Origin of the sequence: Halorubrum xinjiangense (assembly GCF_900102375.1) — an archaeon.
GTDB classification, from domain to species: Archaea; Halobacteriota; Halobacteria; order Halobacteriales; family Haloferacaceae; genus Halorubrum; species Halorubrum xinjiangense.
In genome coordinates, this window is record NZ_FNBO01000001.1 from 138,699 (window position 1) to 162,984 (window position 24,286).

General features: G+C 66.6%; 20 protein-coding genes. 8 read left to right on the plus strand and 12 right to left on the minus strand.

The genetic code is table 11. The annotated features are described in order from the left end of the window. Positions 1 to 18: 18 nt before the first annotated feature. From F3H13_RS00630 to F3H13_RS00655, 6 genes are all read right to left on the minus strand, one after another. Positions 19 to 558, minus strand: a complete 540-nt coding sequence (locus tag F3H13_RS00630; RefSeq protein WP_149797142.1) for a hypothetical protein — start codon at positions 556 to 558, stop codon at positions 19 to 21. 87 nt (positions 559 to 645) lie between these two features. Then, positions 646 to 1,974: an ABC transporter ATP-binding protein gene (locus F3H13_RS16570; RefSeq protein ID WP_149797143.1), complete on the minus strand. Its 1,329-nt coding sequence runs from the start codon at positions 1,972 to 1,974 to the stop codon at positions 646 to 648. Beyond that, entirely contained in the window at positions 1,967 to 3,043 is a 1,077-nt protein-coding gene (locus F3H13_RS00640) for an ABC transporter ATP-binding protein (protein WP_149797144.1), read from the minus strand. The genes F3H13_RS16570 and F3H13_RS00640 overlap by 8 nt, the downstream gene beginning before the upstream one ends. Further along, positions 3,043 to 4,095 carry an ABC transporter permease gene (locus tag F3H13_RS00645; protein ID WP_149797145.1) on the minus strand — a complete coding sequence of 351 codons (1,053 nt, stop codon included), beginning with the start codon at positions 4,093 to 4,095 and terminating at the stop codon, positions 3,043 to 3,045. Before F3H13_RS00645 ends, F3H13_RS00640 begins: the two co-directional genes overlap by 1 nt. Then, the gene (locus tag F3H13_RS00650; RefSeq protein WP_188127965.1) at positions 4,088 to 5,044 is read right to left on the minus strand and encodes an ABC transporter permease; all 957 of its coding nucleotides are present in this window, start codon (positions 5,042 to 5,044) and stop codon (positions 4,088 to 4,090) included. Before F3H13_RS00650 ends, F3H13_RS00645 begins: the two co-directional genes overlap by 8 nt. Positions 5,045 to 5,131: 87 nt before the next feature. Continuing rightward, positions 5,132 to 6,889, minus strand: a complete 1,758-nt coding sequence (locus tag F3H13_RS00655) for an ABC transporter substrate-binding protein (protein ID WP_149797521.1) — start codon at positions 6,887 to 6,889, stop codon at positions 5,132 to 5,134. Positions 6,890 to 7,722: 833 nt separating this feature from the next. Between F3H13_RS00655 and F3H13_RS00660 the strand changes: the two genes are divergently transcribed. Genes F3H13_RS00660 through F3H13_RS00680 form a run of 5 tightly spaced genes read left to right on the plus strand, consistent with a single transcriptional unit; the run spans position 7,723 to position 14,252 of the window. Continuing rightward, the gene (locus tag F3H13_RS00660) at positions 7,723 to 9,654 is read left to right on the plus strand and encodes an ABC transporter substrate-binding protein (protein WP_149797146.1); all 1,932 of its coding nucleotides are present in this window, start codon (positions 7,723 to 7,725) and stop codon (positions 9,652 to 9,654) included. Between the two features lie 39 nt (positions 9,655 to 9,693). Continuing rightward, positions 9,694 to 10,668 (plus strand): ABC transporter permease, encoded by a 975-nt coding sequence (locus F3H13_RS00665; protein WP_149797147.1) that lies wholly within the window; start codon positions 9,694 to 9,696, stop codon positions 10,666 to 10,668. 14 nt (positions 10,669 to 10,682) lie between these two features. Continuing rightward, the gene (locus F3H13_RS00670; protein ID WP_149797148.1) at positions 10,683 to 11,867 is read left to right on the plus strand and encodes an ABC transporter permease; all 1,185 of its coding nucleotides are present in this window, start codon (positions 10,683 to 10,685) and stop codon (positions 11,865 to 11,867) included. After that, positions 11,864 to 12,925, plus strand: coding sequence for an ABC transporter ATP-binding protein (locus tag F3H13_RS00675; protein WP_149797149.1), 1,062 nt, complete (start codon positions 11,864 to 11,866; stop codon positions 12,923 to 12,925). The genes F3H13_RS00670 and F3H13_RS00675 overlap by 4 nt, the downstream gene beginning before the upstream one ends. Further along, positions 12,918 to 14,252: an ABC transporter ATP-binding protein gene (locus tag F3H13_RS00680; protein WP_149797150.1), complete on the plus strand. Its 1,335-nt coding sequence runs from the start codon at positions 12,918 to 12,920 to the stop codon at positions 14,250 to 14,252. Before F3H13_RS00675 ends, F3H13_RS00680 begins: the two co-directional genes overlap by 8 nt. Positions 14,253 to 14,279: 27 nt before the next feature. Here F3H13_RS00680 and F3H13_RS00685 read toward each other — a convergent pair whose 3' ends face one another. The 5 genes from F3H13_RS00685 to tpiA all read right to left on the minus strand — a co-directional run bounded on the left by F3H13_RS00685 (position 14,280) and on the right by tpiA (position 19,586). Next, the gene (locus tag F3H13_RS00685) at positions 14,280 to 15,032 is read right to left on the minus strand and encodes an acyl-CoA synthetase family protein (RefSeq protein ID WP_149797151.1); all 753 of its coding nucleotides are present in this window, start codon (positions 15,030 to 15,032) and stop codon (positions 14,280 to 14,282) included. 88 nt (positions 15,033 to 15,120) lie between these two features. Continuing rightward, entirely contained in the window at positions 15,121 to 15,441 is a 321-nt protein-coding gene (locus F3H13_RS00690; RefSeq protein ID WP_149797152.1) for a cupin domain-containing protein, read from the minus strand. Positions 15,442 to 15,489: 48 nt separating this feature from the next. After that, positions 15,490 to 16,659: a molecular chaperone DnaJ gene (dnaJ, locus tag F3H13_RS00695; protein WP_149797153.1), complete on the minus strand. Its 1,170-nt coding sequence runs from the start codon at positions 16,657 to 16,659 to the stop codon at positions 15,490 to 15,492. An 82-nt stretch (positions 16,660 to 16,741) separates the two neighbouring features. Continuing rightward, the gene (gene dnaK, locus F3H13_RS00700) at positions 16,742 to 18,676 is read right to left on the minus strand and encodes a molecular chaperone DnaK (protein WP_188127966.1); all 1,935 of its coding nucleotides are present in this window, start codon (positions 18,674 to 18,676) and stop codon (positions 16,742 to 16,744) included. 265 nt (positions 18,677 to 18,941) lie between these two features. Then, positions 18,942 to 19,586 (minus strand): triose-phosphate isomerase, encoded by a 645-nt coding sequence (gene tpiA / locus F3H13_RS00705; protein ID WP_149797155.1) that lies wholly within the window; start codon positions 19,584 to 19,586, stop codon positions 18,942 to 18,944. Between the two features lie 152 nt (positions 19,587 to 19,738). Here tpiA and F3H13_RS00710 point away from each other — a divergent pair, with 152 nt between their 5' ends. Beyond that, a complete protein-coding gene (locus F3H13_RS00710) occupies positions 19,739 to 20,494 on the plus strand; it encodes a DICT sensory domain-containing protein (protein WP_149797156.1) in 756 nt (251 codons plus the stop codon). A gap of 87 nt (positions 20,495 to 20,581) precedes the next feature. On the opposite strand, the gene F3H13_RS00715 is transcribed toward F3H13_RS00710, so the two are convergent. Further along, the gene (locus tag F3H13_RS00715) at positions 20,582 to 21,109 is read right to left on the minus strand and encodes a multiprotein bridging factor aMBF1 (protein ID WP_149797157.1); all 528 of its coding nucleotides are present in this window, start codon (positions 21,107 to 21,109) and stop codon (positions 20,582 to 20,584) included. 141 nt (positions 21,110 to 21,250) lie between these two features. Here F3H13_RS00715 and aroA point away from each other — a divergent pair, with 141 nt between their 5' ends. Both aroA and F3H13_RS00730 read left to right on the plus strand, forming a co-directional pair. Then, entirely contained in the window at positions 21,251 to 22,639 is a 1,389-nt protein-coding gene (gene aroA / locus F3H13_RS00720) for a 3-phosphoshikimate 1-carboxyvinyltransferase (protein WP_149797158.1), read from the plus strand. A gap of 463 nt (positions 22,640 to 23,102) precedes the next feature. Continuing rightward, entirely contained in the window at positions 23,103 to 24,275 is a 1,173-nt protein-coding gene (locus tag F3H13_RS00730; RefSeq protein WP_149797160.1) for an ArsA family ATPase, read from the plus strand. Positions 24,276 to 24,286: the final 11 nt, after the last annotated feature.

Consider the following 24,286-nt stretch of genomic DNA (forward strand, 5'->3'; position numbering starts at 1 on the left):
AAAGCGAGTGCCGCCGAGTCAGCGGACGATCCGTACCGTCGTCTCGTCTGTCAGGCCGCGCGTCTCGGCGTCCGTCGCGTTGACCGCGACGCCGATGGTGTGGCTCCCGGCGTCCGCCGGCTCCCACTCCCGTTCCGAGACCCTGAACAGCTGGTCCCACCGCTTCCGGAACTCCTTGCGCTCCCCGCGATCGAACGACAGTGTCCCCTCCTCGTCGGGCGGGTCCCGAATCGGAACCTCGGCCGCCTCGACGTTGCCGTCGACCGTCCACTCCCAGAGGAGCGGCGAGACCGTCGGGATCGATATCGGGAGCGGCAAGCGGTTGCGGAGGGTCACCGTGAAGGGGACGGGTTCGCCAACCCCGTACTCGTCTTCCGGCGTTTCGACGGCGACCGACACCGGGAGGTGACGCAGCCGTCGCGGGATCAGCAGGTCGCTCAGCGTCGACGACGGGACCGACCGCAGCGCCTGTAGCTTGGTCGGTCGCTCCTTTTCCGACGGGGCGTGTGCCTCCTCGTCGTCGCGGTGGAGGGCGTTCGACTCGTAGATCCGACGCATTAGGGTAGCTACGAGGAGCGAACGATAAAACATTACGCCGCACGGCCGACGCGGTCGACGCCGGGCGACCGAGACGGCTGGCGGCGGCTACGCCGCGTTACCGAACAGCTCCCGCTCGGAGTCGAACCGGTCGTCGAACCGGAGACACGAGATGTGGTGGTTCTCGCTCACCTCGTAGGCGTCCGGTTCGTGCGTCGAACACGGCGAGGTGAACGCGTCCTCCAACGACGTCGCCGCCTCGGAGAGCTCCTCGTCGCGGAGCAGGTCGATCGCCTCCGACACCGCGGCCTCCGCGTCGTCGTCCGGCAGGCGCTCCGGGAGGTCGAACTCGGTGCGGACCATCTCACCGAACTGCTCGCGCGATGCGTCGGTCGGGGACGTCCGGGATCCTGTCACCTCGCCTTCGAGCTCCGCGGTCACCGATCCGACGGAGTCCGCCTCTCGCGTCCGGAGCTTCATGTCCATGACCGACCGCCACGTCTCCTGTGAGAGGTCGTAGTCGGCGTCGCGGATCACCTTCGGACACCGGGTGTGGAACCGGCAGCCAGACGGCGGGTTCAGCGGAGAGGGAACGGTGCCGGAGAGGAAGATCTGTTCCCCCTCCCAGAGCGGGTCCGGTTCGGGGATCGCCGAGAGGAGCGCCTCCGAGTACGGGTGATACGGCGGTTCGAACACCTCTTCGGTCGGCGCGATCTCGGCTACCTCCCCGAGGTACATAACCGCGATCCGGTCGGAGATGTGTTCGACGACGCTGAGGTCGTGCGCGATGAACACGTACGAGAGCCCGAACTCCTCTTGGAGGTTCTCCATGAGGTTGAGGATCTGCGCTTGAACGCTCACGTCGAGCGCGGAGACCGGCTCGTCACAGACGATGACCTCGGGGTCGACGGCGAGCGCGCGGGCGATGCCGATCCGCTGCCGCTGGCCGCCGGAGAACTCGTGCGGGTACCGGTTCGCGTGGCTCGGGTTCAGCCCGACGGTCTCGAGCAGTTCGTAGATCCGCTCTTTCCGCTCCTCCCCGGACGCGATGTCGTGGATGTCCAGCGGCTCCCCGATGATGTCGCCGACGGTCAGGCGGGGGTTCAGACTGGAGAACGGGTCCTGGAAGATGTACTGGATGTCCTTCCGGAGGTTCCGGAGGTCCGAACTGGACAGGTCCGTGATGTCCTCGCCCTTGTAGTAGACCGAGCCGCCCGTGGGTTCGATCAGGCGGAGCATGCTCCGGCCGAGCGTCGTCTTGCCGCACCCGGACTCGCCGACGACGCCGAGCGTCTCGCCCTCGCGGAGTTCGAGGTCGACGCCGTCGACCGCTTTCACCCACTGCGACCGGCCGAGGAGCTTGTCGATGAACCCTCCGGTCGAGTCGTAGTACTTCTCTAACCCCTCGACGCGGAGGATCGGGTCGGCGCTACTCATCGCGATCACCGTCGACGTACTGCGCGGCGGCGCCGTCCGCCGGCCCGGTCGTCTCGACAGAGTAGGTGAGCCCCTGCGAGAGCCCCTCCGTGTACTCGAGGCAGGCGGCCGAGTGCTCGGTGCCGAGCGTTGCCTCCTCGCCCGAGTCCACGTCGGTGAGCGGCGGCTCCGTCCGGGTACACTTTTCCTCGGCGAACGGACAGCGCGGGTGGAAGCTACACCCGGACGGGAGCTCGACGAGGTCGGGCATCACCCCCGGGATGGTCTGAAGCCGATCCCGCTTGTCGTTCACGCGTGGTATTGAGCTCATGAGCCCGACCGTGTACGGGTGTTTGGGGTCGTAGTACAGCTCCTCGACGGGCGCCTTCTCGACCGGTTTCCCGGCGTACATCACCATGACGCGGTCGCAGACCTCGGCGATGACGCCGAGGTCGTGCGTGATGAGCTGGATCGCCGTGTCGAACTCGTCGGCCAGCTCCCTGAGCTCGTCGAGGATCTGCGCTTCGATCGTCACGTCGAGCGCGGTCGTCGGCTCGTCCGCGACGATGAGGTCGGGGTCACACGAGAGGGCCATCGCGATGATCGCCCGCTGTTGCATCCCGCCCGAGAACTCGTGCGGGTAGTCGGAGAACCGTTCCTCGGCCTCCGGGATGCCGACGCGGTCGAGCAGCTGGATCGTCCGCGCTTTCGCCTCCTTCGAGGAGTAGTCCAAGTGGTGTTCGATCGCTTCCGCGATCTGCCCGCCGACGGTGTAGACCGGGTTGAGCGCGGTCTGCGCGTCCTGGAAGATCATCGAGATCTCGTTGCCGCGGATCGAGCGGATCTCCGACTCGGACATCTCCAGCAGGTCCTGCCCTTTGAACAGGATCTCGCCGCTCTCGATCCGACCGGGGCTGTCGATCAGCCGCAGTACGGAGAGCGCGGTGACGCTTTTGCCCGCCCCGCTCTCGCCGACGACGCCGAACTTTTCGCCCTTCTCGATGCGGTACGAGAGGTCGTCGACAGCGGTTACCACGCCCTCTTGCGTGTAGAAGCGGACGGTGAGGTCCTTCACTTCGAGCAGCGCCACTACTCTTCACCCCCGCGACCGACACCCGTCTGCTGTGCGTCCAGTGCGTCGTTGATACCGTCACCGATCATGTTCATAGACATCACGAAGATGAAGATCGCCGCGCCGGGATACACCGTCGCCCACCACGGGATCTGTCCGCCCGGTCCCTGGATCAGCGTCGACCGCGTCGCGTTCAGCATCGTTCCCCACTCGGCCGAGCTGGGGTCTAACCCGAGGCCGAGGAACCCGAGCGCGGCGACGCCGATGACGACGCTACCGATGTTGAGCGACGCCAGAACGATGAGCGGCGGCATCGCGTTCGGCGCGATGTGTCTGAACACCACCGAGCGGTCGCGCGCGCCGAGCGCTTTCGCCGCCAGCACGTACTCGTTTTCTTTGATCTTCAGCACTTCTCCTCTCACGAGGCGGCCGTACCCGGCCCAGCCGAAGAGGCTGAACGCTAAGACGAGCTGCCAGTAGCCGCCGCCGAGGATGGCGACGATGATGAGCGCCAGGATGAGTCCGGGGAACGCGAAGATGGTGTCGACGATCCGCATCATCAGCTCGTCGACGTTCCCGCCGTAGTAGCCCGAGACGGAGCCGTAGATCAGCCCGAAGGAGGCCGTCAGCGCGACGACGACGAACCCGATCGAGAGGCTGTACCGGCCGCCGACGAGGAGCCGCGAGAACAGGTCGCGGCCGGAGCCGTCGACGCCCATCGGGTACTGCCACGACGGCGGGTCGTACACGTTCACGCTCGAATCGACGCCCAGATACAGGATCGTCGTCGGGTCGTACGGCGCCAGCGAGAACGGCTGGACGACCACGCCGAACATCTCGATAGGACGTGCGAAGAACGACGCCAGCGCCATCACGAGGACGACGAGAAGTGCGCCCATCGCGGAGCGGTTCCGCTTGAACTTCCGGAAGCCGCGCCGCCAGCGACCGACCGTTTCGCCGCTCGATTCGTCGGTCCAGTCGGACATCGGCTCTCGGTCTCTGACGCGGTCCGAATCGAAACCGGAGATGCGGATCCGGCCGCGTTCGTCGTGAGTGTGTCGGTCAGTCATATCGGATCCTCGGGTCGAGCGCTGCGTACACGATGTCGGCAACGAGGTTGGCGAGAATGACGAAGAACCCGGTGAACAGGGTGATCGCCATCACGACGTTGATCTCCCGCTGGTTGATAGCGTTAATGAACTCCCGTCCCAGTCCCGGCCAGTTGAACACGGTTTCCACGACGACCGAACCGGCCACGATGGACGCCGTGAGCGTCGCCGCGAGCGTGACGACCGAGATGAGGGAGTTCCGCAGTACGTGTTTGAGGATCACCGTCCGCTCGGGAAGCCCCTTCGCGCGGGCGGCTGTGACGTACTCCTTGTTCAGTTCCTCCGTCATCGAGGTCCGCATCACGCGCATGATACTCGCCGCCGAGGCGGTCCCGATGGTGATCCCCGGGAGGAGCAGATACCACAGCATCTCAGGAGAGATGAGGGACTGCCTCGAAGGGGCCAACACGGGGAAGAGACCCAGATACAGCGAGAATATCAGGATCAACATGAGCCCGAGCCAGAAGTTCGGGATCGAGATCCCGGACAGGGCGAGGAAGCGGCTGACGGTGTCCCCGAGCTGGTCTTTGTTGACCGCGGCGTAGATCCCCGCGGGGATGGCGATGATCAGCGCGAACGCCCACCCGAAGAGACCGAGCGCGATGGTCTCGGGAAGCCGTCTCCACACGATGTCGGAGACTTCACGGCCCGTCTGGAGCTCCAGACCGAAGTCGCCGACGAGCACGTTCGAGATCCATTCGAGGTACTGCTGCCACACCGGGCCGGAAAGTCCCCACCGCTCGCGGAGCGCGGCCTCTTCGGCCGCGCTCACGTCCGGATTCAACGCGACGAGTCGGGTGACCGGGTCGCCGGGAGTCAGGTGGAACAGCCCGAACGTGATCACCGAGACGCCGAACATGATCGGGATGATCGACAGCGTTCGTTTCAGTATGAAGCGTTGGAGGCTCATCGTTGCGTGGGTCTCACGGCGGGTTCAGTTGTCAGTAGACGTAATGAGGTCATTTGTGTGATCGAAACGGTGTCTCCGCGGAACGCCTCAGTTGTCCGCGGCGACCTGCTCGAGCAGCTCTTCGGCGCGTTCGACGTTGTACTCGTTCATCGGCCGAAGTTCGTCTTCCAAGGCCTCGGCGTCGGCGGTCCCGCTCCCCTGTGCCAGCTGCGGGATGGGCGTCCACGCCGGACGACCGTAGCCGCTGAACACGTTCTCGACGATCCGTTCGCGCGGGATCAGGTGGTTGATCGCCTGCCGCAGGCGCGCGTCGTCGAACGGCGCGACGTTGACCGGGTACTGGATGTACTCGTAGCCGCCCGTCTCGATCTCGTAGAGGAGGAAGTCCTCCGAGGAGTCGAACTCGTCGAGCGTCGACGAGTTCAGGCCGTACGTGGAGTCGATCTCCCCGTTCTGGAGCGCACCGGATCGCGTGGAGTCGTCGGGAACGATTTCGACCTCGAAGCCGTCGATGACCGGGCCGTCCGGGAAGTCGCTGGAGCCGTCGAACCAGCTGAACGCCTCGCTGACGCCCTTCTGTTCGGTCCAGTAGTTGTCGAACTTCGTGACCTCGAAGTACTGCTCGTCCTCGAACTCGGAGAACTCGTAGGGGCCCGTTCCGATGGGAGTGTTACCCTCCCGCGGGTCGATGGTACCCTTCTCGACTTCCCCGATCTGCGTGGCGTTGAGGATACTCAATGCGGGCAGCGAACGCTCAGCCTCGGCGTCGGCGACTTGGGCGTAGATGTCGACGGTGTACTCGTCGACCTCAACCGCGGTTAGCACCGAGTCGAACGTCTGCGGGGCCAGCACGGAGTTCTCGGCGTACTCGTAGGTCGCGACTACGTCCTCCGCTGTGAGCTCGTCGCCGTTGTGGAACTCGACGCCCTCCTGCAGGTTGTACCGGTACTGCATCCCGTAGGTACCGTCTTCGGCCGCCTCGACGGCGTCGTCCGGGAGCAGAACGCGAACTTCGTCGTCCTCCGCGGGGCTGTCCTCGGGGTGCTGGACGATGACCTGCTCGTCCGTGTCGACCGCGCCCTCCTCGGTCGTGCCGACGGTCGACATGTAGTCCGCGTACGCGGTCCGGTCGACGTCGGTCGTGTCAATCAGCTCGTAGCTCTCGGCGAGCCACGGGTGGACGTTACCCTGCGTGTCGTTGGCGATCAGGCCCTCGTAGATGAAGCCCTGCGCCAGCGTCGACGTCGTGTCGCTGCTGTGCGGCGGGTCGAACGACTCGATGTTCGCGCCGATGGCGATGGACATCGTCCCGCCCTCGGTGAGATCCGAGAGGTCGGAGTCGCCCGCGGCGTTATCGCGGTCGATCCACATGATCTGCTCGTCCTGCGGCGCGAACATGTTGTAGCTGTACATCCCCTCTTGGAAGGGCCACATCTCGAACCCGTGGATGTCGGTGTTCGAGACGGAGGTGGCGAGGTTGAAGTGGGTGATCGAGCTGTACCGCTCCTCGGCGAGGTAGTTCCAGACCTCGTCGTAGCGCTCGCCGCGGAGCTCGGAGTCCTCGGCCACCTCGACGCCGTACCGCGCGTCGTCCATCATCTCGTCCAGCTCGGAGTCGCTGATCCCGTTGAGGTTACAACACGCGCCGATGTTGCTCGAGTGGTGGAGGGCGTTACAGAAGCTCCCGGGGTTGAACGTCCCAGACAGCCCGATACAGGGAACGTACCCGTTGTTCTGGTACTCGGGGTCGAGCACGCGACCGACGTACGTGTTCCACTCGTACGTCTCGACCGTCGTGTTGAAGTAGCCGGTCTGCTCCATCGACTCGGCGATCAGCTCGACCATCTGGAGCCGGTCGCTGTTGTCGGCGTTGACTTCGAGCTGAACGTCGAGGGGGAAGAGCTCTCCGTCGCCGCCGTCGCTGCCATCCGAACCGTCGCCGCCGTCACCGCCGTCGGATTGGCCGCCACACCCGGCCAGGCTGGCCGCTCCAGCCGCTCCGATGGTGGCGATAACGTTGCGTCGATTTATAGTTTGATTGTTGTTAGATGCGTTGTGCCGACTTGGCATACAACATGCTACAACTGACTACTATAATATGTTACGATACGTCGGTAAACCGTATTCAACACTCATAATTGGACAAATTCAATTTATACGACGAAAACAAGTTTGAAATAGGAATGGACAGGCTCAGCAGGTGACAATCAGACATGAATAATGATTATGGAATGAATCAATATTTGCGATTTGAAATGATACTGCTTCAGAATACGTCAGCTTTGGCACAACAATGTCGCCGTGTATCGGATCGAGAGACGCGGCGCGACGGACGGAGTTCATGTTGGCGGAACCCCGTGAGATTGCTCTCCCAGACGAACCGTAACCCGGTCACGCGTGGTGAAACGGTCCGCGGTCGCCGGTCGCAGGCCTCGACAGTCGGCGAAGTCCCGCGACGAGTGGTGACCTCAACCCGGCGGTGAGTAAACGGCGACCGCGTCGACGCGTTCTCACAGAAGCGGGTCTCGAGACACTCAGATAAGAGATATTCTACATTATCTAACCCCGAAGTATCGAACGAAGGCAAGAGAGCCCCCATATCTGAGTAAACCGACAGATCTATCGGAGATATGATAGTGAGTCTGAAGTTTTTTGTATACGCGTTCGTAGCATGGTGTATGTCATCTCGAGACATGGAAGATGGTGACGATCCCCGACACGTCAACCGGCGGCAATGGCTCTCCGCGCTCGGCCTCGCCGGCGCGGTAACGCTTGCCGGCTGCTCCGGAAACGGCGGCGGCGGCGGCGGCGGCGACGGCAACGACACCGACGACGGCAGTGACGGCGGCGATGCGACCACGCAACAGGACGTGTACGCGACGGCGAGCGCCGCCTCGTTCACCACGCTTAATCCGATATACAACACCGAGAACGGCGCCGGGAACGCGATCGCTCGGACGCTCGATCAGGGGTACACGTTCGACGAGAACAATGAGTACGTTCCCCTGCTCTACGACATGTCCACCGAAGACGGTGAAGTGTGGACGTTCGAGGTCCGCGAGGGTCTCGAGTTCAGCGATCCCTACGGCGAGGTGACCGCGAGCGACTTCGTCTACCTGATTCAGGAGGTCCATCAGAGCAGCTGGGCGAACTCGGCCGCGACGACGAGCTGGCAGGGCGTCACCGTCGAGGAGACCGGTGAGTACGAGTTCGAGGCGACGCTGGAGAGCCCGTCGCTCCTCTGGCCCGAGAGCTACGACCCGCTGCTGTACCCGATCCCGCAGGAACTCCTCGAACCGTACGTCGAAGAGGAAGACACGGAGGGTCTCCAAGAAGACGAGGAGCTTCTCGAACTCCAGTTCGCCGGAAACCTCGGTCCGTACGTCCTCGACGAGTGGCAGCGGGACGCCGGGACTCGGTACAGCCGAAACGACGACTACTACCTCCAAGACGTCGACGAGCTTCCGGACGTCTTCAACGACGCGCCGTACTTCGAGGAGGCGGAGATCCGAGTGATCGAAGAGGAGGCCTCGCGGCTCGGTGCGCTGGAGACGGGCGAGGTCGACTCGGCCGCGATTCCGCCGGAGCAGGTCGAGTCGTACCAGAACAGCGAAGAGATCTACGTCAACCGGATCCCGCAGCCCTACAACGAGAAGATCTCGGTCAACATGCGCGACAACGGGTGGAACACCGGTCCGGGTAACATGTTCCGGCACACCCCGTTCCGGCAGGCCATGGCGGCCGCGATCGACAAGGAAGGACTGATCCAGGGCGTGTTCCGTGACTTCGCCGAGACGCATTTCACGTGGCAACCTCGGTTCAGCGAGTTCTACCCGCCGGAAGAGGAAATCCCGCAGTTCGGCGTCGGCGAGAACTACGGTAGCGAGGTGGCCCGCGGACTGGCCGAAGAGGCGTTCGCGGAGTCAGAGTACGACTACGGCTTCGACGGGGACGCGATGGTCAACCCCGACGGGGACCAGATTCAGCTCGACATCTACCACAGCGCGGGCCAAGACACGGAACAGCTGATGGCCGATTTCATCGCACAAGAGCTCGGCGAGAACCTCGGCATCGACGTGACCGTCGAGGCCATCGACGGCACCAGGTTTAACAACGAGTACTGGACCACGAGCGACTTCCCCACGCCGGAGACGAACGACGAAGGCGAGGTCACCGAGGTTCCGGACGAACTCGTCGATACGGTGAACGGAGAAGAGGTCGAGTGGACCGCTCCCACGTCGACCAATCCCGGCCCCCGTAACGTCACGACCAGCCAGGACTGGGACATGTCGGTCGTGTTCGGGCTGAACACGTACCCGCGGAACCCGATCACCAACAACGCCTTCTTCGACGGCCCGACTGCGTTCTACAACCCGGTGGGCTACTACCCCGGGTTCGACGCGGAGTCGCTGTTCGAACAGGCACAGGCGGCGACCTCGCAGGAGGAACTGGCCGACGCACTCGTGGAACTGTTCGCGAATCTCGCGGAGGAACAGCCCTACATCATGCTCGCGTTCCCCGACAGCACGGTCGGGTACCGCGAAGGACTCGAGGGGCCGATCGAGAACTTCTCGAACGGCTGGAACCTGCCGGCGTGGAGATACGAGTAGGACGACTCGTTCTGACCACACGGCATTTAACATATCAACATGGGATTTGGAAGGTACGTAACCGCTCGCGTTCTCTGGGCCGGAGTTGTATCGCTGGTCATCACCACGATCACGTTTCTGCTGCTGTCGGCCGCACCGAACCCCGACGTCCAGCAGGCGGCCACGCAGGCGGCGCTCCAAGGGGGGAACCCCGCAGAGGCGACCGAGCGGGTCAGAGAGCTCCGAGGGCTCGATCAGCCGCTCTACGTGCGGTACTTCGATTTCATCCGAGGCGTCTACACGCTCGACTGGGGCTGGTCCGAGAGCCGGAGCCAACCGGTGCTCGAGGCGGTCGGAAGCGCGCTGTACTACACCGCGCAGTACTCGATCCCGTGGACGATCCTCACGATCATCCTTGGACCGCTCGTCGGCGTGTACTCGGCTGCGAACATGTACAGCTGGAAGGACCACGCCGCGACAGGGTTCGCGTTCTTCGGATACGCCATCCCGAACTTCTTTTTCGGGATCATCCTGCTTCTGGTCTTCGGCGTCTGGCTCCAATTCATCCCCGTCACGTACAACACCGACGTGGCGGTGTTCAGCGTCGAAAACGCCGTACAGCTCACGATACCGGTGTTCGTACTCGTCACGGGCTCGATCGGGGCTGTCATGCGGGTCTCCCGGAACGAGTCGGCGGAGTTCCAGAACGCGGACTTTATGAAGACGGCGAAGGCGAAGGGCGTCTCACCGCTTCGTGCGTACGCGTACCACGTCATGCGGCCGACGCTCGTTCCGCTTTCGACGACGCTGGTCGGTCAGCTGCTCGCGCTGTTCCTCGGGTCGTCGCTGCTCGTGGAGGTCGTCTTCGCGATCCCCGGGCTCGGCCGGCTGACGTACAAGGCGCTGATCGCACAGGACACGAACCTCGTGTTGGGCACGACGCTGTTCTTCACGTTCGTCGCGGTCGTCGGGAACCTCCTCGAAGACATCGTGTTCACCGTACTCGACCCGCGAATCAGCTACGATGACAGATAACTCACCGAACAACGATGGCAACTAAGAAATCCGAAGAGTTCGACCAAGTCGACTGGAACGAGATCTCGCGGTCGGGGAGGTTCGACCTGTCCATCAACTCGATCGGGATGCTGGTGACGACGCTCCCGCTCGTGCTGCTGGCCGTGTACGACTGGCAGTTCCTCGGCGAGCGGACCCCGACGTTCCAGTTCGTCGGGGTCGACCGAGGGCTCGAGTCGGTGGACTTCTTTTTCATCTTCACGCTCCTGCTGGCGTTCTGGTTCCTCGTCTTACCGCTGTACCAGAACCCGCGAATGACGCGGTACTACTGGAAGGAGTTCAAACAAAACCGCCCGGCGGTCGTGAGCCTCGTCTGGCTCGGCGTCGTGTTCGTCGGCGGCATCGTCGGACCGATCGTGATGGACCCGCCCCAACAGGAGCTGCTCATCGCTTACCAGCCGCCGGTGTTCACCTCCGTCGTGGACACGACGCCGGCGACCTGCGTCGGCGAGGTGATGAACGGGCGGTGTTACGGAACGTGGGAACACCCGCTCGGGACGACGAACGCCGGCAAGGACGTGTTCACGATGATCGTCTACGGGATGACGATCAGCATGCAGATCGCCTTCATCACGACGACCATCGTCGCGACGATCGGGATCTCGTTCGGGACGCTGAGCGCGTACGCGGGCGGCTGGGTCGACGAGATCATGATGCGGTTCGTCGACATCATCCTCTCGTTCCCGACCTTCCTGATGTTCCTGCTCATCCTGTACATCTACGGCGGGGGACTCGGGATGTTCATCGTGGTTTTCTCGCTTTTCGCCTGGGGCGGCACGGCCCGGTACGTCCGGAGCAAGTCGCTGTCGATCTCCGAAGAGGAGTTCATCAAGTCCAGTCGGATCAGCGGTGCAAGCACGTATCACGTCATCCGCGGCCACGTGGTCCCGAACGTCGCGAGCAGCATCATCACGCAGCTCACGCTGCTGATCCCCGGCTTCCTGCTGTTCGAGGCGCAACTGGCGTTCCTCGGCATCGGCGACTCGACGGTCCCCTCGTGGGGACAGCTCATCTCCGCCGGCCGGAGCGACCTCTCGTTCGCTCCGTGGATCGTGTTGGCGCCCGGTATCGTGCTGTTCTTGACCATCCTCGCGTTCAACTTCCTCGGTGACGCGCTGTTGGACGCGTTGAACCCCGAAGCGGAGGCGGAGAACACATGACGTCCGACGATCAGCCACTGCTCGAGGTCGAAGACCTCACGACGACGTTCAGCACCGACGACGGAACGCTCACCGCGGTCGACGGGATCGACTTCGACGTCGAGACCGGGGAGACCGTCTGTATCGTCGGCGAGTCCGGGTCCGGAAAGACGGTCGCGACGGAGTCGATCACCAAGATCATCAAGACGCCGCCGGGGCATATCGAGGGGACGGTGCGGTACAAAGGCCGCGACCTGCTGTCGCTTCCCGAGTCGGAGCTTCGGCAGATCCGTGGCAACGAGATCGCGCACATCTTCCAGAACCCCCAGGAGGCGATGAACCACTGCTACACCGTCGGGTGGCAGATCACCGAAGCGCTCCAGATCCACCGGGACGTCTCCGACGAAGAGGCCCGCGCGAAGGCGGTCGACCTCATGGACCGCGTCGGGATCGCGAACGCGAGTTCGCGGTTCGACGACTACCCCCACGAGTTCTCCGGCGGGCAGAAACAGCGCGTGATGATCGCGATGGCGCTCGTCGGTGACCCCGACCTGCTCATCGCCGACGAGCCGACGACCGCGCTCGACGTCACGGTCCAGGCGCAGATCCTGCGGCTCCTCGACGACCTCCAAGACGAGTTCGACATGGGGGTCCTGTTTGTGACGCACGACCTCGGCGTCGTCGCGGAGATCGCCGACCGGATCGTCGTGATGTACGCGGGGAAGGTGATGGAGCGGGGCGACGTCCTCGACATCTTCGATCGCCCCGCACACCCGTACACCCAACAGCTGTTAGAGTGCCTGCCGGAGTTCGGCGGGACCGGCGGGGGGATACCGGGGACGCTGCCGGATCCGCACGACCCGCCGGACGGGTGTCGCTTCGCGCCCCGATGCGAGTACGCCGAGGAGGCGTGTCGCACCGGCGAGCAGCCCGAGGAGGTCGAGGTCGCCCCGGACCAGCAGGTCTCCTGCGTCCACTACGGGCCGGGCGGAAACCCCTCGATAGTGAGAAGCGAGGGGCACGGCCCCGGCGACGGCGCAACAGGCGGCGACAGCGAGGTGGGTCCCGCCGATGACTGAGCCGCTGCTCTCGGTCCGCGACCTGAAGAAACACTACCCGATCCGCAAGGGGCTGTTCAACCGACAGGTCGGCGCCGCACGCGCCGTCGACGGGATCAGCTTCGACATCGAACAGGGCGAGACGCTCGGGCTCGTCGGCGAGTCCGGCTGTGGGAAGTCGACCGCGGCGAATTCAGTCATCCACTTAGAGGAGCCGACCGCCGGAGAGGTCATCTTCAACGGAAACGGACGCGAGGGCGCGACGCGAAACACCGACGGAACTCACCCCAACGACGTGACGAAGTTCGACGACGGCGAACTGATGGAGTTCCGGCGAGGCGCACAGATGATCTTCCAGGACCCGTCCTCGAGCTTCGATCCGCGGATGCCGATCGGGAACGCCGTTGGAGAGCTCCTCAAGGTTCACGGGATGAGCGACCGCCACCGGCGCCGCGCGATCGTCGAGGACCTGCTCGAACGCGTCGGCCTCTCGGCGAACGACTTCGACCGGTACCCGCACGAGTTCTCCGGCGGACAGAAACAGCGAATCGCGCTCGCGCGCGCGCTCGTGTTGAACCCGGACCTCATCATCGCCGACGAGCCGGTGAGCGCGCTCGACGTCTCCATTCAGGCGGAGATCCTCTCGCTGATCGACGACCTACAAGAGGAGTTCGGGCTGTCGCTACTCTTCATCAGCCACGACATGTCCGTTATCCGCCAGATCTGCGACCGCGTGGCCGTGATGTACCTCGGCGAAATCGTCGAGATCGGGCCGGTCGAGGAGATCTTCACGAACCCGCAACACCCCTACACCGAGGCGCTGCTGTCCTCGATTCCGACGCCGGACCCGCGGGCGGAGCTCGGCGGCATCGAGCTGAGGGGCACCGTCCCGAGTCCGACGAATCCACCGAGCGGCTGCCGGTTCCACACCCGGTGCCACAAGGTGATCCAGCCAGAGGGGGTCGACATCGATCAGGGCGACTGGCGGGGGCTGTTGAACTTCCGTGAGAAAGTCATCACCGGCGAGATAGACATCGAACAGGTCCGTGAGAACGTCGCCGGCGGCGGGACCGAACCGACCGACTCAGAGGTTCGAGCGGAGGTCCGGCGCGAGTTCGACATCAGCGAGACGGTCGACGACCCGGACCTCGAGGAGACGCTCTCAGAGGCGATGAACCTTCTATTGGAGGACAACGCCGAGATGGCGGGGGAGTTCCTCTCGGAGGAGATCACGACGCCGTGCGCCGAGACGGAGCCCGGGACGACGGTTCACGCACCCGATCACGAGTCCGCCTGCCTCAGGCACGAGAGCCGAGCCGCCGCGGAGCCGAACCCCGCGGACGACTGAGACTGACGCGACCCGGTTCGAAGCGGATCAGTCGGCCGCCGACGCGATCGACGCGGGGTCGATCCGTCGCGGCTCCGGAACGTCCGCGTCTCCCGGAGCCACCGCCACGTCGCCGCGCGGTTCGTCGTCCGCCTCACCGTCGCCGGTCGACGGCGCGAGCACCGCGGTCCCGGCGACAGAGAGCGGAGCGACGAGCCCGGCCGCGAGCGCCGGCGCGTCGGAGAACGGTCGGCGGAGGACGACGCGCGTCCCCTCGTCCATCTCGCCTGCCTCGACGGCCGCCGCCGCGAGCGAACACAGTTCGCGGTGGCTGCGCTCCCGGTCCGGCCCCGCCACGACGGGGTCGTCCGGTTTCACGTCGCTCGGCGGGGTTCCCGGATTCTCGCTCCACAGCTCCTTTTCCCAGTGCGTGGTGTCGGGACGCTCCGGCGAGCCGCCGAAGGCGGCGAGGTTCGTGCCCGGGGCCGGATCGAAGGTCGCCGCGGTCGCGACCGGTGCGAGGACGACCCGGTCGCCCGCGTCGATCCCCGCCGCCGGGTCGAAGCGGACGGGCGCGCCGACGGCGGCGGCGCCGAGGAACGCGAGCGTCGTGTGAAACCCCGGCGTCGACTCGACGGCAACCGTCGCGCCGGCGCGGGCGCCGAGGTACCGAAACACGTTCGCCGCCTTGTAGCCGTTCGTTATCAGGTCGTGGTAGGTCCGCTCGCGGCCGTCCGGCGTGACGAGCGCCGCGTCCCGGGAGCGACGGTCGCGCGCGAGCAGGTCCCCGACGAGGTCCATATGCGACCCTCGGGGCGCGCGAGCCTTAACGCTGCGGCGTCAACCGATCGGGTCTCGCCGACGGATCCGGTCCCCGCGTCGCCGACGCTCAGGGTGCGCCGGCGATGACCATCTTCGAGCCGTCGGCCGAGAAGGTGAGGTCGCGCGTGGATCCGGGGTCGACCCGGACGGCATCGCCGGGTGCGAGGTCGACCGCGTCCCCGTCGACGGTGAGCGTCGCCTCGCCGTGAAGCAGCACGTACACCTCCTCGTGGTCGCCGTCGGCGTGGTCGTGTTCCATCCCCTCCCAGCCGTCGTCGGCCTCGACGACGGTCACGCCGAGGTGCTCGCAGTCGAGCGCGTCGCGGAGAAAGTACATCCCGGGCGCGCGCGGTTCGACATCGTCGTAGGCCGTCGCGTCGTAGCCCATGCGTGGTCCGACGGTCCGGGGGACGGAAAAGCTACGGACTGCGGAGCGTCAAAAGGAGCTCTTCAGCTTCTCGAAGAAGCCGCCGCCGACATCGATGTCCTCGCCGCCGGCCTCGGCGAACGCCTCCAACGCCTCGCGCTGCTCGTCGTTGAGCGACTCGGGGACGACGACGCCGACCTGTACGTAGAGGTCACCGCGGCCGCGACGACGGAGCCGCGGCATTCCCTTCCCCTGAAGCCGGAACGTCTCGCCGCTCTGCGTGCCGGCGGGGACGTCCATCTCGACGCTGCCGTCGACCGTCTCCACCTCGACGGTGTCGCCGAAGACGGCCTGCGGGAAGGAGATGGCCTCGTTGACGCGGAGGTCGTCGCCGTCGCGCTCGAACCGCTCGCCGACGTCGACGTCGACCTCGATGAGGAGGTCGCCCTTCGGCCCGCCGTTCTCGCCGGGCGCGCCCTCGCGCTCCATCCGGAGGCTCTGTCCGGAGCGGATCCCGGCCGGGATCTCGACCGAGAGCGTCGCCTCCTCGCGGACGACGCCGTCCCCGCCGCAGTCGGGACAGTCCTCGCTGTACAGCTCGCCCTCGCCCTCGCAGCGGGGGCACGTCGACGTCTGCTGGACGCGGCCGAGCGGCGTCTGCTGGACCTGCTGGACCTGTCCGCGGCCGTTACACTGGGGACACGTCTCCACGTCCGCGTCCGGCGGGTGGCCCGCTCCGTCGCAGGTGTCGCACTCGGTCGGTCGCGTGAGCGTGACCTCCTTGGTCGCGCCGTGGAACGCCTCCTCGAGGTCGATCGTCAGCCCCGTCTTGAGGTCGCGGCCCTGCCGGGGTCGGTTGCCGCCACCGCCGCCGCGGCCGCGACCGCCACCGCCCCCGAAGAACTGGTTGAAGATGTCCTCGAACCCGCCGGCGCCTCCCGCGCCGCCCGCACCGCCGAATGGACCGCCCGCGCCGCCCGGACCGGCGCCGCCGCCGGTCGCGCCGCGCTTGTCGGCCTCGGTGAACCGGTCGTGGCCCATCTGGTCGTACTGCTGGCGCTTCTGCTCGTCGGTGAGCACCTCCTTGGCCTTCTGTATCTTCTTGAACCGCTCCTCGGCGTTCTCGTCGTCGCTGACGTCGGGGTGGTGTTTCGCGGCCTGCTTGCGGTACGCCTTCTTGATCTCGTCTTCGCTGGCGTCCCGCGACACGCCGAGGACGTCGTAGAAATCTTCGCTCATGCGTTGCGTTCGTTGATTGGTGTTGATCGACGGGTCGGTTTAAGCGGCGGGTTCGAAGCGTCGAGAGCCGGGTCGGCGGGGGTTACTCGTCGTCGTCTTCGTCCACGTCCTCGAAGTCGGCGTCGACGTACTCCTCGTCGTCCGCGTCGCCGCCGGGACCGGCGCCGCCGGGGCCCGCAGCGCCGCCGGGACCGCCGGCGCCGCCCATCCCGCCCATGCCGCCGGGACCGGCGCCGGCCGCGCCGCCCGCGCCGCCCGGACCGGCCTGCGCGGCCTGGCCCTCGTACATCTGCTTGCCGATCTCCTGGAGCGCCTCGGTGAGCGCCTCGGTGGCGGACTCGATCTCGTCGGTGTCGGCGTCCTCGTCTTCGAGGACCGCCTCGACGTCCTCGATCGCGTCCTCGATGTCGCCGATGAGGTCCTCGTCGAGGTCTTCCTCGTTCTCTTCGAGGAGCGTCTCCGCGCGCTGGATCGTCGTCTCGGCCTCGTTGCGGGCCTCGATCCGCTCGCGGCGGGCCTCGTCCTCCTCGGCGTGCTTCTCGGCCTCCTCTTGCATCTCCTCTATCTCCTCGTCGGAGAGGCCGACGCCGCCCTCGATGGTGATCGACTCGGCGTTGCCCGAGCCCTGGTCTTCGGCCTCGACGTTGACGATGCCGTTCTCGTCGATGTTGAACGAAACCTCGATCTGCGGGGTTCCGGCGGGCGCCGGCGGGATGCCGGAGAGCTGGAACGCGCCGAGCAGCTCGTTCTCCTCGGCGATCTCGCGTTCGCCCTGGAAGACGCGGACGTTGACGGAGGTCTGGTTGTCCGCGGCCGTGGTGAACACCTTCGACTCCTCGGTGGGGATCGTGGTGTTCTTCTCGATGAGCCGCTCGAAGAGGCCGCCCTTCACCTCGATCCCGAGCGAGAGCGGGGTGACGTCCAGCAGCACGATGTCGTCGACGTCGCCGGAGAGGACGCCGCCCTGAACCGCCGCGCCGAGCGCGACCGCCTCGTCCGGGTTGACGTTCTTTTTCGGCTCCTGCCCGACGAGCTCCTCGACCTGCTCTTGGACCTGCGGCATCCGGGTGGAGCCGCCGACGAGGATGACCTCGTCGATGTCGGACTTCGAGTAGTCGGCGTCCGCGAGCGCCTGCTCGGTCGGCTCGACGGTGCGATCGATGAGGTCCGAGGTGAGGTTCTCGAACGTCGCGCGGGTGACGGACTGTTCGAGATGGACCGGACCGCTGTCGGTCGCGGTGATAAAGGGGAGGTTGACCGTGGTCTCTTTCTTGTTCGACAGCTCGATCTTCGCCTCCTCGGCGGCGTCCTTCAGCCGCTGGAGCGCCTGCCGGTCGTCGCGGAGGTCGATCCCGTGGTCGTTCTGGAACTCGTCGGCGAGGTGGTCGATGAGCGCCTCGTCCCAGTCGTCGCCGCCGAGGTCGTTGTCCCCGTTCGTGGCGACGACCTCGTAGACGCCGCCGCCGAGGTCGAGGACCGACACGTCGAACGTGCCGCCCCCGAGGTCGTACACGAGAACGGTCTGGTCGGACTCGTCGTCGAGGCCGTACGCCATGGAGGCGGCGGTCGGCTCGTTGACGATGCGCTCGACCTCGAAGCCGGCGATCTCGCCGGCGTCCTTCGTCGCCTGGCGCTGCTTGTCGTTGAAGTAGGCGGGGACGGTGATGACCGCCTTCTCGACGTCGTCGCCGAGGTACTCCTCGGCGTCGCGCTTGATCTTCTGGAGGATCATCGCCGAGACCTGCTCCGGCGTGTACTCCTCGTCGCCGATCTCGACGGTGTAGTCTTCGCCCATGTGCCGCTTGATCGACTGGATCGTGCGGTCGGGGTTCTGGACGGCCTGATTCTTCGCCGGCTTCCCGACGAGCCGCTCGTCGTCGTCGGCGAACGCGACGACCGAGGGCGTCGTCCGATCGCCCTCGGCGTTGGCGATGATCTCGGGCTCGTCGCCCTCCATCACCGCGAACGCGGAGTTGGTGGTACCGAGGTCGATACCGAGAATTTTGTTGCTCGCCATCTTGGTCACAGATAGCGGCTTGTTTCGGTTAAAGGTTACTAGATGCTGCCGTTCGGCCACGAGAATGAACCCGCCGCGGTCATGCGTTTTCTTGATCGTGTGAGTCGCTCACATCGATGTCTTTATACAGATCCGCAAACGCAGCGGCGGTTCGGTACCGGCCCCAAAGTCGGGTGCGACTCTCGTCTCCGATCACCGACTCAGATCTCTATCTTAGATGCCCGTCTTAGATGTCCGTCTTAGATGTTCGTTTTAAATGCCAATCTCAGATCCCGCTTACGAGGTCCTCCAACACGGCCTCGGGGTCATCCGCCTTCGCGACGCCGGAGGCGAGGAGGACGCCGGCGGCGCCGAGGTCGCCCGCGGTCGAGACGTCTTCGCCGGTCGAGACGCCGGCGCCGCAGAACACGTCGACCGCGGGGTCGACTGCCTCAGCGGCCGCGACCGCGTCCTCGACGATCCCCGGGTCCGCGGTGGCGACCGAGACGTCGCCGCCGATGAGCTCCGGGGGCTCGACGGCGACCGCGTCGGGACCGAGCGCGGCCGCGGCGCCGACCTGCGCGGGGTTGTTCGCGCAGACGATGGTCTCCAGGTCGGCGCGCTCCGCCGCGCGCACGGAGCCGTCGACGTCCGCGAGCTTGAGTCGGTTTTCGGAGTGGTTGACCAGCGTCCCCTCCGCGCCGTTGTCAGCGACGGCCTCGGCGAGGGTCGACCCGGTGTGCGAGCCATGCGCGTTCGGCGAGACGTGCTGCGCCCACGTCTCGACGCCGGTGTCCGCGACGCGGGCGACGTCGGCCGCCTGCGGCGAGACGGCGATCCGCGCGCCGGACGCCTCGGCGACGTCGCGGGCCGCAGTCGCTACCTCGATCGGATCGCACGGGTACGCCTTGAGGTTCACCAGGATGAACATACGCCCACTCGGGGAGCGCGGCGCAAATAGGTTCGTGCTTCGCGACGCTCGCTCTCGGTCGCCGTGCGCGCTCGCGAGCCGCAGAACCGAGTGCCCCGCGGGCCCGAGAGCAGAAACGACCTTATACCCCGCTGCTGTGGGTCCGGCAAGGGATGTCCCTCATCGAGCTCATCGCGGGCGTGGAGGCGCACGAGGCCACGCTGACCGTGTTCAACGCCGATCCGGCGGTTACGGAGGAGCTCCGGGAGTACTTCGCCGACCGCAACGTCCGGATCGTCGACGACCAGACCGCCTCCGGCCCGGAGGAGTTCGCGGTGTTGGCGCGGGACGGGGAGTTCGTCACGGCCGTGACCGTCGACGACCTCTTGCCGGGCCGAGAGGGGGACGGAAGCGGGGAGACAGACGGCGACGGGACCGCCGGGGGCGTCGGGAGGCCCGTCTTGGACCACCTCGACGAGACGATGTTCACCTCCTACTCCCGCGAGGACATGGTCGCCGCGTCGCGGGAGATCGAGGACCGCGCCTGGCGGGTCGGGGACGGAGAGCTCCACGCGGGGTTCCAGACGCTCGACGTGCTCACCGGCGAGGCGGACACCTACGACCTGCTCGGCGAAAAGGAACGGCTCGACGTCCACGCGTACGCCGCGGACGAGGGCGAATCGCCCGACATCGAACACTACACCGTTCACGTCGGCGAGACGGCCGAAATCCGCGAGACGTGGTTCGTCGCGTACGACGGGGGCGGGTACGAGGACGCCAAATGCGCGCTGCTCGCGGAGGAGCGCGCTCCGGGAGAGTTCTACGGCTTCTGGAGCTACGACCCCGAGACGGTCGATTACATCATCGACTACCTCACCGAGCGGTACGGGGGGTCGGAGCAGACGGACGACGGCGGCGCGACGGTGTGAGACCGCCGAAAGGTCAGAAATCACATCGTCGGCACGCGATACCGCGTCTGAGAAGACGTGCGAGCCGCGGTCCGGACGGGCCGGTCGTCAGTCCTTCCGTTTGACCACGTCGCCGAGGGTCATCGTCCCCGCGTCGTCGGTCTCCCAGTCGGCGTCGTCCGACGACTGCCCCTCGACCAGCGAGATGTCGAGCGCGCGTTCGAGCTTGCGCTGGACCTCGTCTGTCGGGAGCGTGTCGCCGCGTTCGAGCTTGCGGATGAGGCTCGCCTTCTCGTTGAGCTGGTCGGCCAGTTCCTCCTGGCTCAGCCCGCGCGACTCCCGCGCCTCCCGGATCCGCTCGTCGTAGTCGGTGGCGATCTCGTCCATGTCGTCGAACATGTCGCGGGGTCGAGTCGAGCCGCTCGACGAGCCGGACGAGCCCGAGGAGCCGGACGACGATGACGACTTCCCGGTGCTGGAGCTGGTGGAGTACTTGCTGCCGCCGGAGCTCGTCGACTCGTCGCGGACCTCGGTGCCGAAGTCCGTACACGAGCTACAGAGCTCCAGTTCGGCGCCTTCGACCTTCGTCGTCGTCAGCGAGGCCTCCTCGGCGCCGCACATCTCACACTGGGGCATACGCGACGCTAACGCTCCCGTTGGTATAAAGGGTGTGCCGCGGCCTCGCGGCGGGGGGAGAGCCGACGTGGTCCGGCGCCGCACGGACCGCAATCGTGCCGCGGCCGGTACCGACTTGTCGCCGCGGCCGGCAGAGTGGATATGGACGTCCACATCACGCGCTCAGACCTCCGAGGGGCCGCCCGCGCGCCGCCGTCGAAGAGCTACACCCACCGTGCGCTGCTCGCGGCCGGCTACAGCGACGGCGCGACCGTCGAGTCACCGCTGATCTCCGCGGACACGCGGGCGACCGCCCGCGCCGTCGCGGCGTTCGGCGGGTCCGTCGCGCCCGCGAGAGGACAGGCGGAATCTACTTCAGAAGCCGACGGCGACTTCGCCGGCGCCGACGCGCTCGCGGTCGAGGGGTTCGGCGGCCGCCCCGCGGTCCCCGACGACGTGATCGACTGCGCGAACTCGGGGACGACGATGCGGCTCGTCACCGCCGCGGCCGCGCTCGCCGACGGCACGACCGTCCTCACCGGCGACGGCTCCCTCCGATCGCGGCCGCAGGGGCCGCTCCTCGACGCGCTCGACGAGCTCGGGGTCCGCGCGGAGTCGACGCGGGCGAACGGGCAGGCCCCGCTCGTCGTCGCCGGGCCGCTCGCGGGCGGCGAGGTCGCCATCCCCGGCGACGTCTCCTCGCAGTACGTCACCGCGCTGCTGATGGCCGGTGCGGTCACCGACGAGGGGGTCGAAGTGGAGCTCACGACCGACCTCAAGTCCGCCCCGTACGTCGATATCACGCTCGAACTGCTCGCCGACTTCGGCGTCGAGGCGACCCCGATCGACGCGGCCGGCGATCCCCTCGACGGCGCCGCCGGCGCCGCCGGCTTCTCGGTCCCCGGCGGGCAGACCTACGAGCCCGCGGGCGGCAGCTACGCCGTGCCGGGCGACTTCTCCTCTATCTCGTACCTGCTCGGCGCGGGCGCGGTCGCGGCCGTGCCCGGCGAGACAGTCCGGATCGAGGGCGCCCGCCCGAGCGCGCAGGGGGACGCCGCGATCGTCGAGATCGTCGAGGAGATGGGCGCGCCCGTCGACTGGGACCGCGAGGCCGGCGAGATAGCGGTGGAGCGCGCGGACCTCTCCGGCGTCACGGTCGACGTGGGCGACACGCCCGACCTCCTGCCGACGATCGCCGTGCTCGGCGCGGTCGCGAACGGTGAGACCCGGATCGAGAACTGCGAGCACGTCCGCTACAAGGAGACCGACCGCGTCGCCGCGATGGCCGAGGAACTGGAGAAGCTCGGCGCCGAGACGACTGAAGAGCCCGACGTCCTCACGGTTCACGGCGGCGAGAGCGATCTCGAGGGAGCCACTGTCGACGGCCGCCACGACCACCGGATCGTGATGGCGCTGTCCGTCGCCGCGCTCGCCGCCGAGGGGACGACGACCGTCCGCGGCGCCGAGCACGTCGACGTCTCGTTCCCCGGCTTCTTCGACGCGATGGCCGACCTCGGGATGGACGTCGAGCGCGACGGCGCGATCGAATAATCCTTTATAAATAAACGGCAGTGCGGTGGCGCGTGCCTCCGAGCGCCCAACGGGCGCGAGGAGCACGCGCGAGGGACGCGGCGACCGAAGCGAAGCGGAGGGAGCCGCGAGGCTGGGGAGGCGTGAGGTGCGGTTGCGGTCGGGTGGGACTCAAAGGGGCAGCCGCAAGGCGGGCGCAGGCGATGTAAGCACCGCAACGAGGGAGCGAACGCAGTGAGTGACCGAGTGAGGAGCGCAGCGAGCGTGCGCCCGCCTTGCGGCTGGGGCTTTGGAGGTGTTCGCGATGGATCCGTTATCAGTCATTTATAAGCGAGTGGCTGAGTCTCTGTGGGTGTTCACTGTCGATCCATACTCACCATTTATAAACGATCGACTGAGGATTCAAGGAAGTTCGCCGCAGAAACTGCGTAGCTATCTTCTCGGGACCGACGGGTACACAAACCCGCCGCGACGACAGTTCGGTATGGACGACATCGACGTCGAGCCCGTCGACCGCGTCGACGAGCCCGAAGACGAGAGCGCCGTCGAGCCGGCCGACGACGAACCCCTCACCGTCGACGACGATCTCGCCGACCTCCCGGCGGGCGTCGAGGCGCCCGACTACGTGCTGTACGGCGGGAAGGGCGGCGTCGGGAAGACGACGATGGCGGCCGCGACGGGGCTCGCCTCGGCCGCGGGCGGCGTCCGGACGCTCGTCGTCTCCACCGACCCCGCACACTCGCTCTCGGACACCTACGAGACGGAGATCCCCGCGGAGCCGGCGCGCATCCGCGAGGAGATTCCCTTATACGCCGCCGAGATCGACCCCGACGCCGCGATGGAGGAGGGGATGTTCGGCGCCGACGCCGACCCCCTCGGCGGCCTCGGCGAGATGGGCGACGCGATGGGCGGGATGGGCGGCGCCGGGGGTCCCGGTGACGGCGACGGGATGGCGGGCGAGGACGGAGAGGGGCTCGGCGGCCTCCTCGGCGGGACGATGCCCGGCGCCGACGAGGCGGCGGCGATGCGCCAGCTGCTGGAGTACTTGGACGACCCGCGGTTCGACCGCGTCGTCGTCGACACCGCGCCGACGGGTCACACCCTCCGGCTGCTTCAGCTGCCGGAGATCATGGACTCGATGCTCGGCCGCGTGATGAAGCTCCGCCAGCGCTTCTCCGGGATGATGGACGGGATAAAGGGCATGTTCGGCGGGGGCGACGACGACCCCGACCCCTCTGCCGACCTCGAAGAGCTGCGCGGGCGCATCGAGCGCCTGCGGGCGGTCCTCCGCGACCCCGCGAAGACCGACTTCCGCGTCGTGATGATCCCCGAGGAGATGAGCGTCGTCGAGTCCGAGCGGCTCGTCGCGCGCCTCGACGAGTTCGAGATTCCGGTGAACACGCTCGTCGTCAACCGGGTGATGGAGGGCGTCGGCGACGTGACCGGCGGGGACGGACCGAGTATCGACCCCGACTGGGTGGTCGAGCCGAACCCGGACACCTGCGAGTTCTGCGCGCGCCGCTGGGAGGTCCAGCAGAACGCGCTCCGCGAGGCGACAGACCTGTTCCGCGGCCGCGACGTGAAGCGCGTGCCCCTCCTCGCGAACGAGGTTCGGGGCGAGGCGGCGCTGCGGGTCGTGGCGGCCTGTCTGGCGTAGGCGCGCCGGAA

Coding starts and splice junctions, on each gene's coding strand:
- dnaK (WP_188127966.1), bottom strand. CDS start 18,676: ATGGCGAGCAACAAAATTCTCGGTATCGACCTCGGTACCACCAACTCC.
- F3H13_RS00665 (WP_149797147.1), top strand. CDS start 9,694: ATGGGATTTGGAAGGTACGTAACCGCTCGCGTTCTCTGGGCCGGAGTT.
- F3H13_RS00715 (WP_149797157.1), bottom strand. CDS start 21,109: ATGCCCCAGTGTGAGATGTGCGGCGCCGAGGAGGCCTCGCTGACGACG.
- F3H13_RS00690 (WP_149797152.1), bottom strand. CDS start 15,441: ATGGGCTACGACGCGACGGCCTACGACGATGTCGAACCGCGCGCGCCC.
- F3H13_RS00655 (WP_149797521.1), bottom strand. CDS start 6,889: ATGGTCGAGCTGATCGCCGAGTCGATGGAGCAGACCGGCTACTTCAAC.
- F3H13_RS00675 (WP_149797149.1), top strand. CDS start 11,864: ATGACGTCCGACGATCAGCCACTGCTCGAGGTCGAAGACCTCACGACG.
- F3H13_RS00650 (WP_188127965.1), bottom strand. CDS start 5,044: ATGAGCCTCCAACGCTTCATACTGAAACGAACGCTGTCGATCATCCCG.
- F3H13_RS00645 (WP_149797145.1), bottom strand. CDS start 4,095: ATGACTGACCGACACACTCACGACGAACGCGGCCGGATCCGCATCTCC.
- F3H13_RS00710 (WP_149797156.1), top strand. CDS start 19,739: ATGTCCCTCATCGAGCTCATCGCGGGCGTGGAGGCGCACGAGGCCACG.
- aroA (WP_149797158.1), top strand. CDS start 21,251: ATGGACGTCCACATCACGCGCTCAGACCTCCGAGGGGCCGCCCGCGCG.
- F3H13_RS00630 (WP_149797142.1), bottom strand. CDS start 558: ATGCGTCGGATCTACGAGTCGAACGCCCTCCACCGCGACGACGAGGAG.
- F3H13_RS00660 (WP_149797146.1), top strand. CDS start 7,723: ATGTCATCTCGAGACATGGAAGATGGTGACGATCCCCGACACGTCAAC.
- tpiA (WP_149797155.1), bottom strand. CDS start 19,586: ATGTTCATCCTGGTGAACCTCAAGGCGTACCCGTGCGATCCGATCGAG.
- F3H13_RS00685 (WP_149797151.1), bottom strand. CDS start 15,032: ATGGACCTCGTCGGGGACCTGCTCGCGCGCGACCGTCGCTCCCGGGAC.
- F3H13_RS00730 (WP_149797160.1), top strand. CDS start 23,103: ATGGACGACATCGACGTCGAGCCCGTCGACCGCGTCGACGAGCCCGAA.
- F3H13_RS00670 (WP_149797148.1), top strand. CDS start 10,683: ATGGCAACTAAGAAATCCGAAGAGTTCGACCAAGTCGACTGGAACGAG.
- dnaJ (WP_149797153.1), bottom strand. CDS start 16,659: ATGAGCGAAGATTTCTACGACGTCCTCGGCGTGTCGCGGGACGCCAGC.
- F3H13_RS16570 (WP_149797143.1), bottom strand. CDS start 1,974: ATGAGTAGCGCCGACCCGATCCTCCGCGTCGAGGGGTTAGAGAAGTAC.
- F3H13_RS00680 (WP_149797150.1), top strand. CDS start 12,918: ATGACTGAGCCGCTGCTCTCGGTCCGCGACCTGAAGAAACACTACCCG.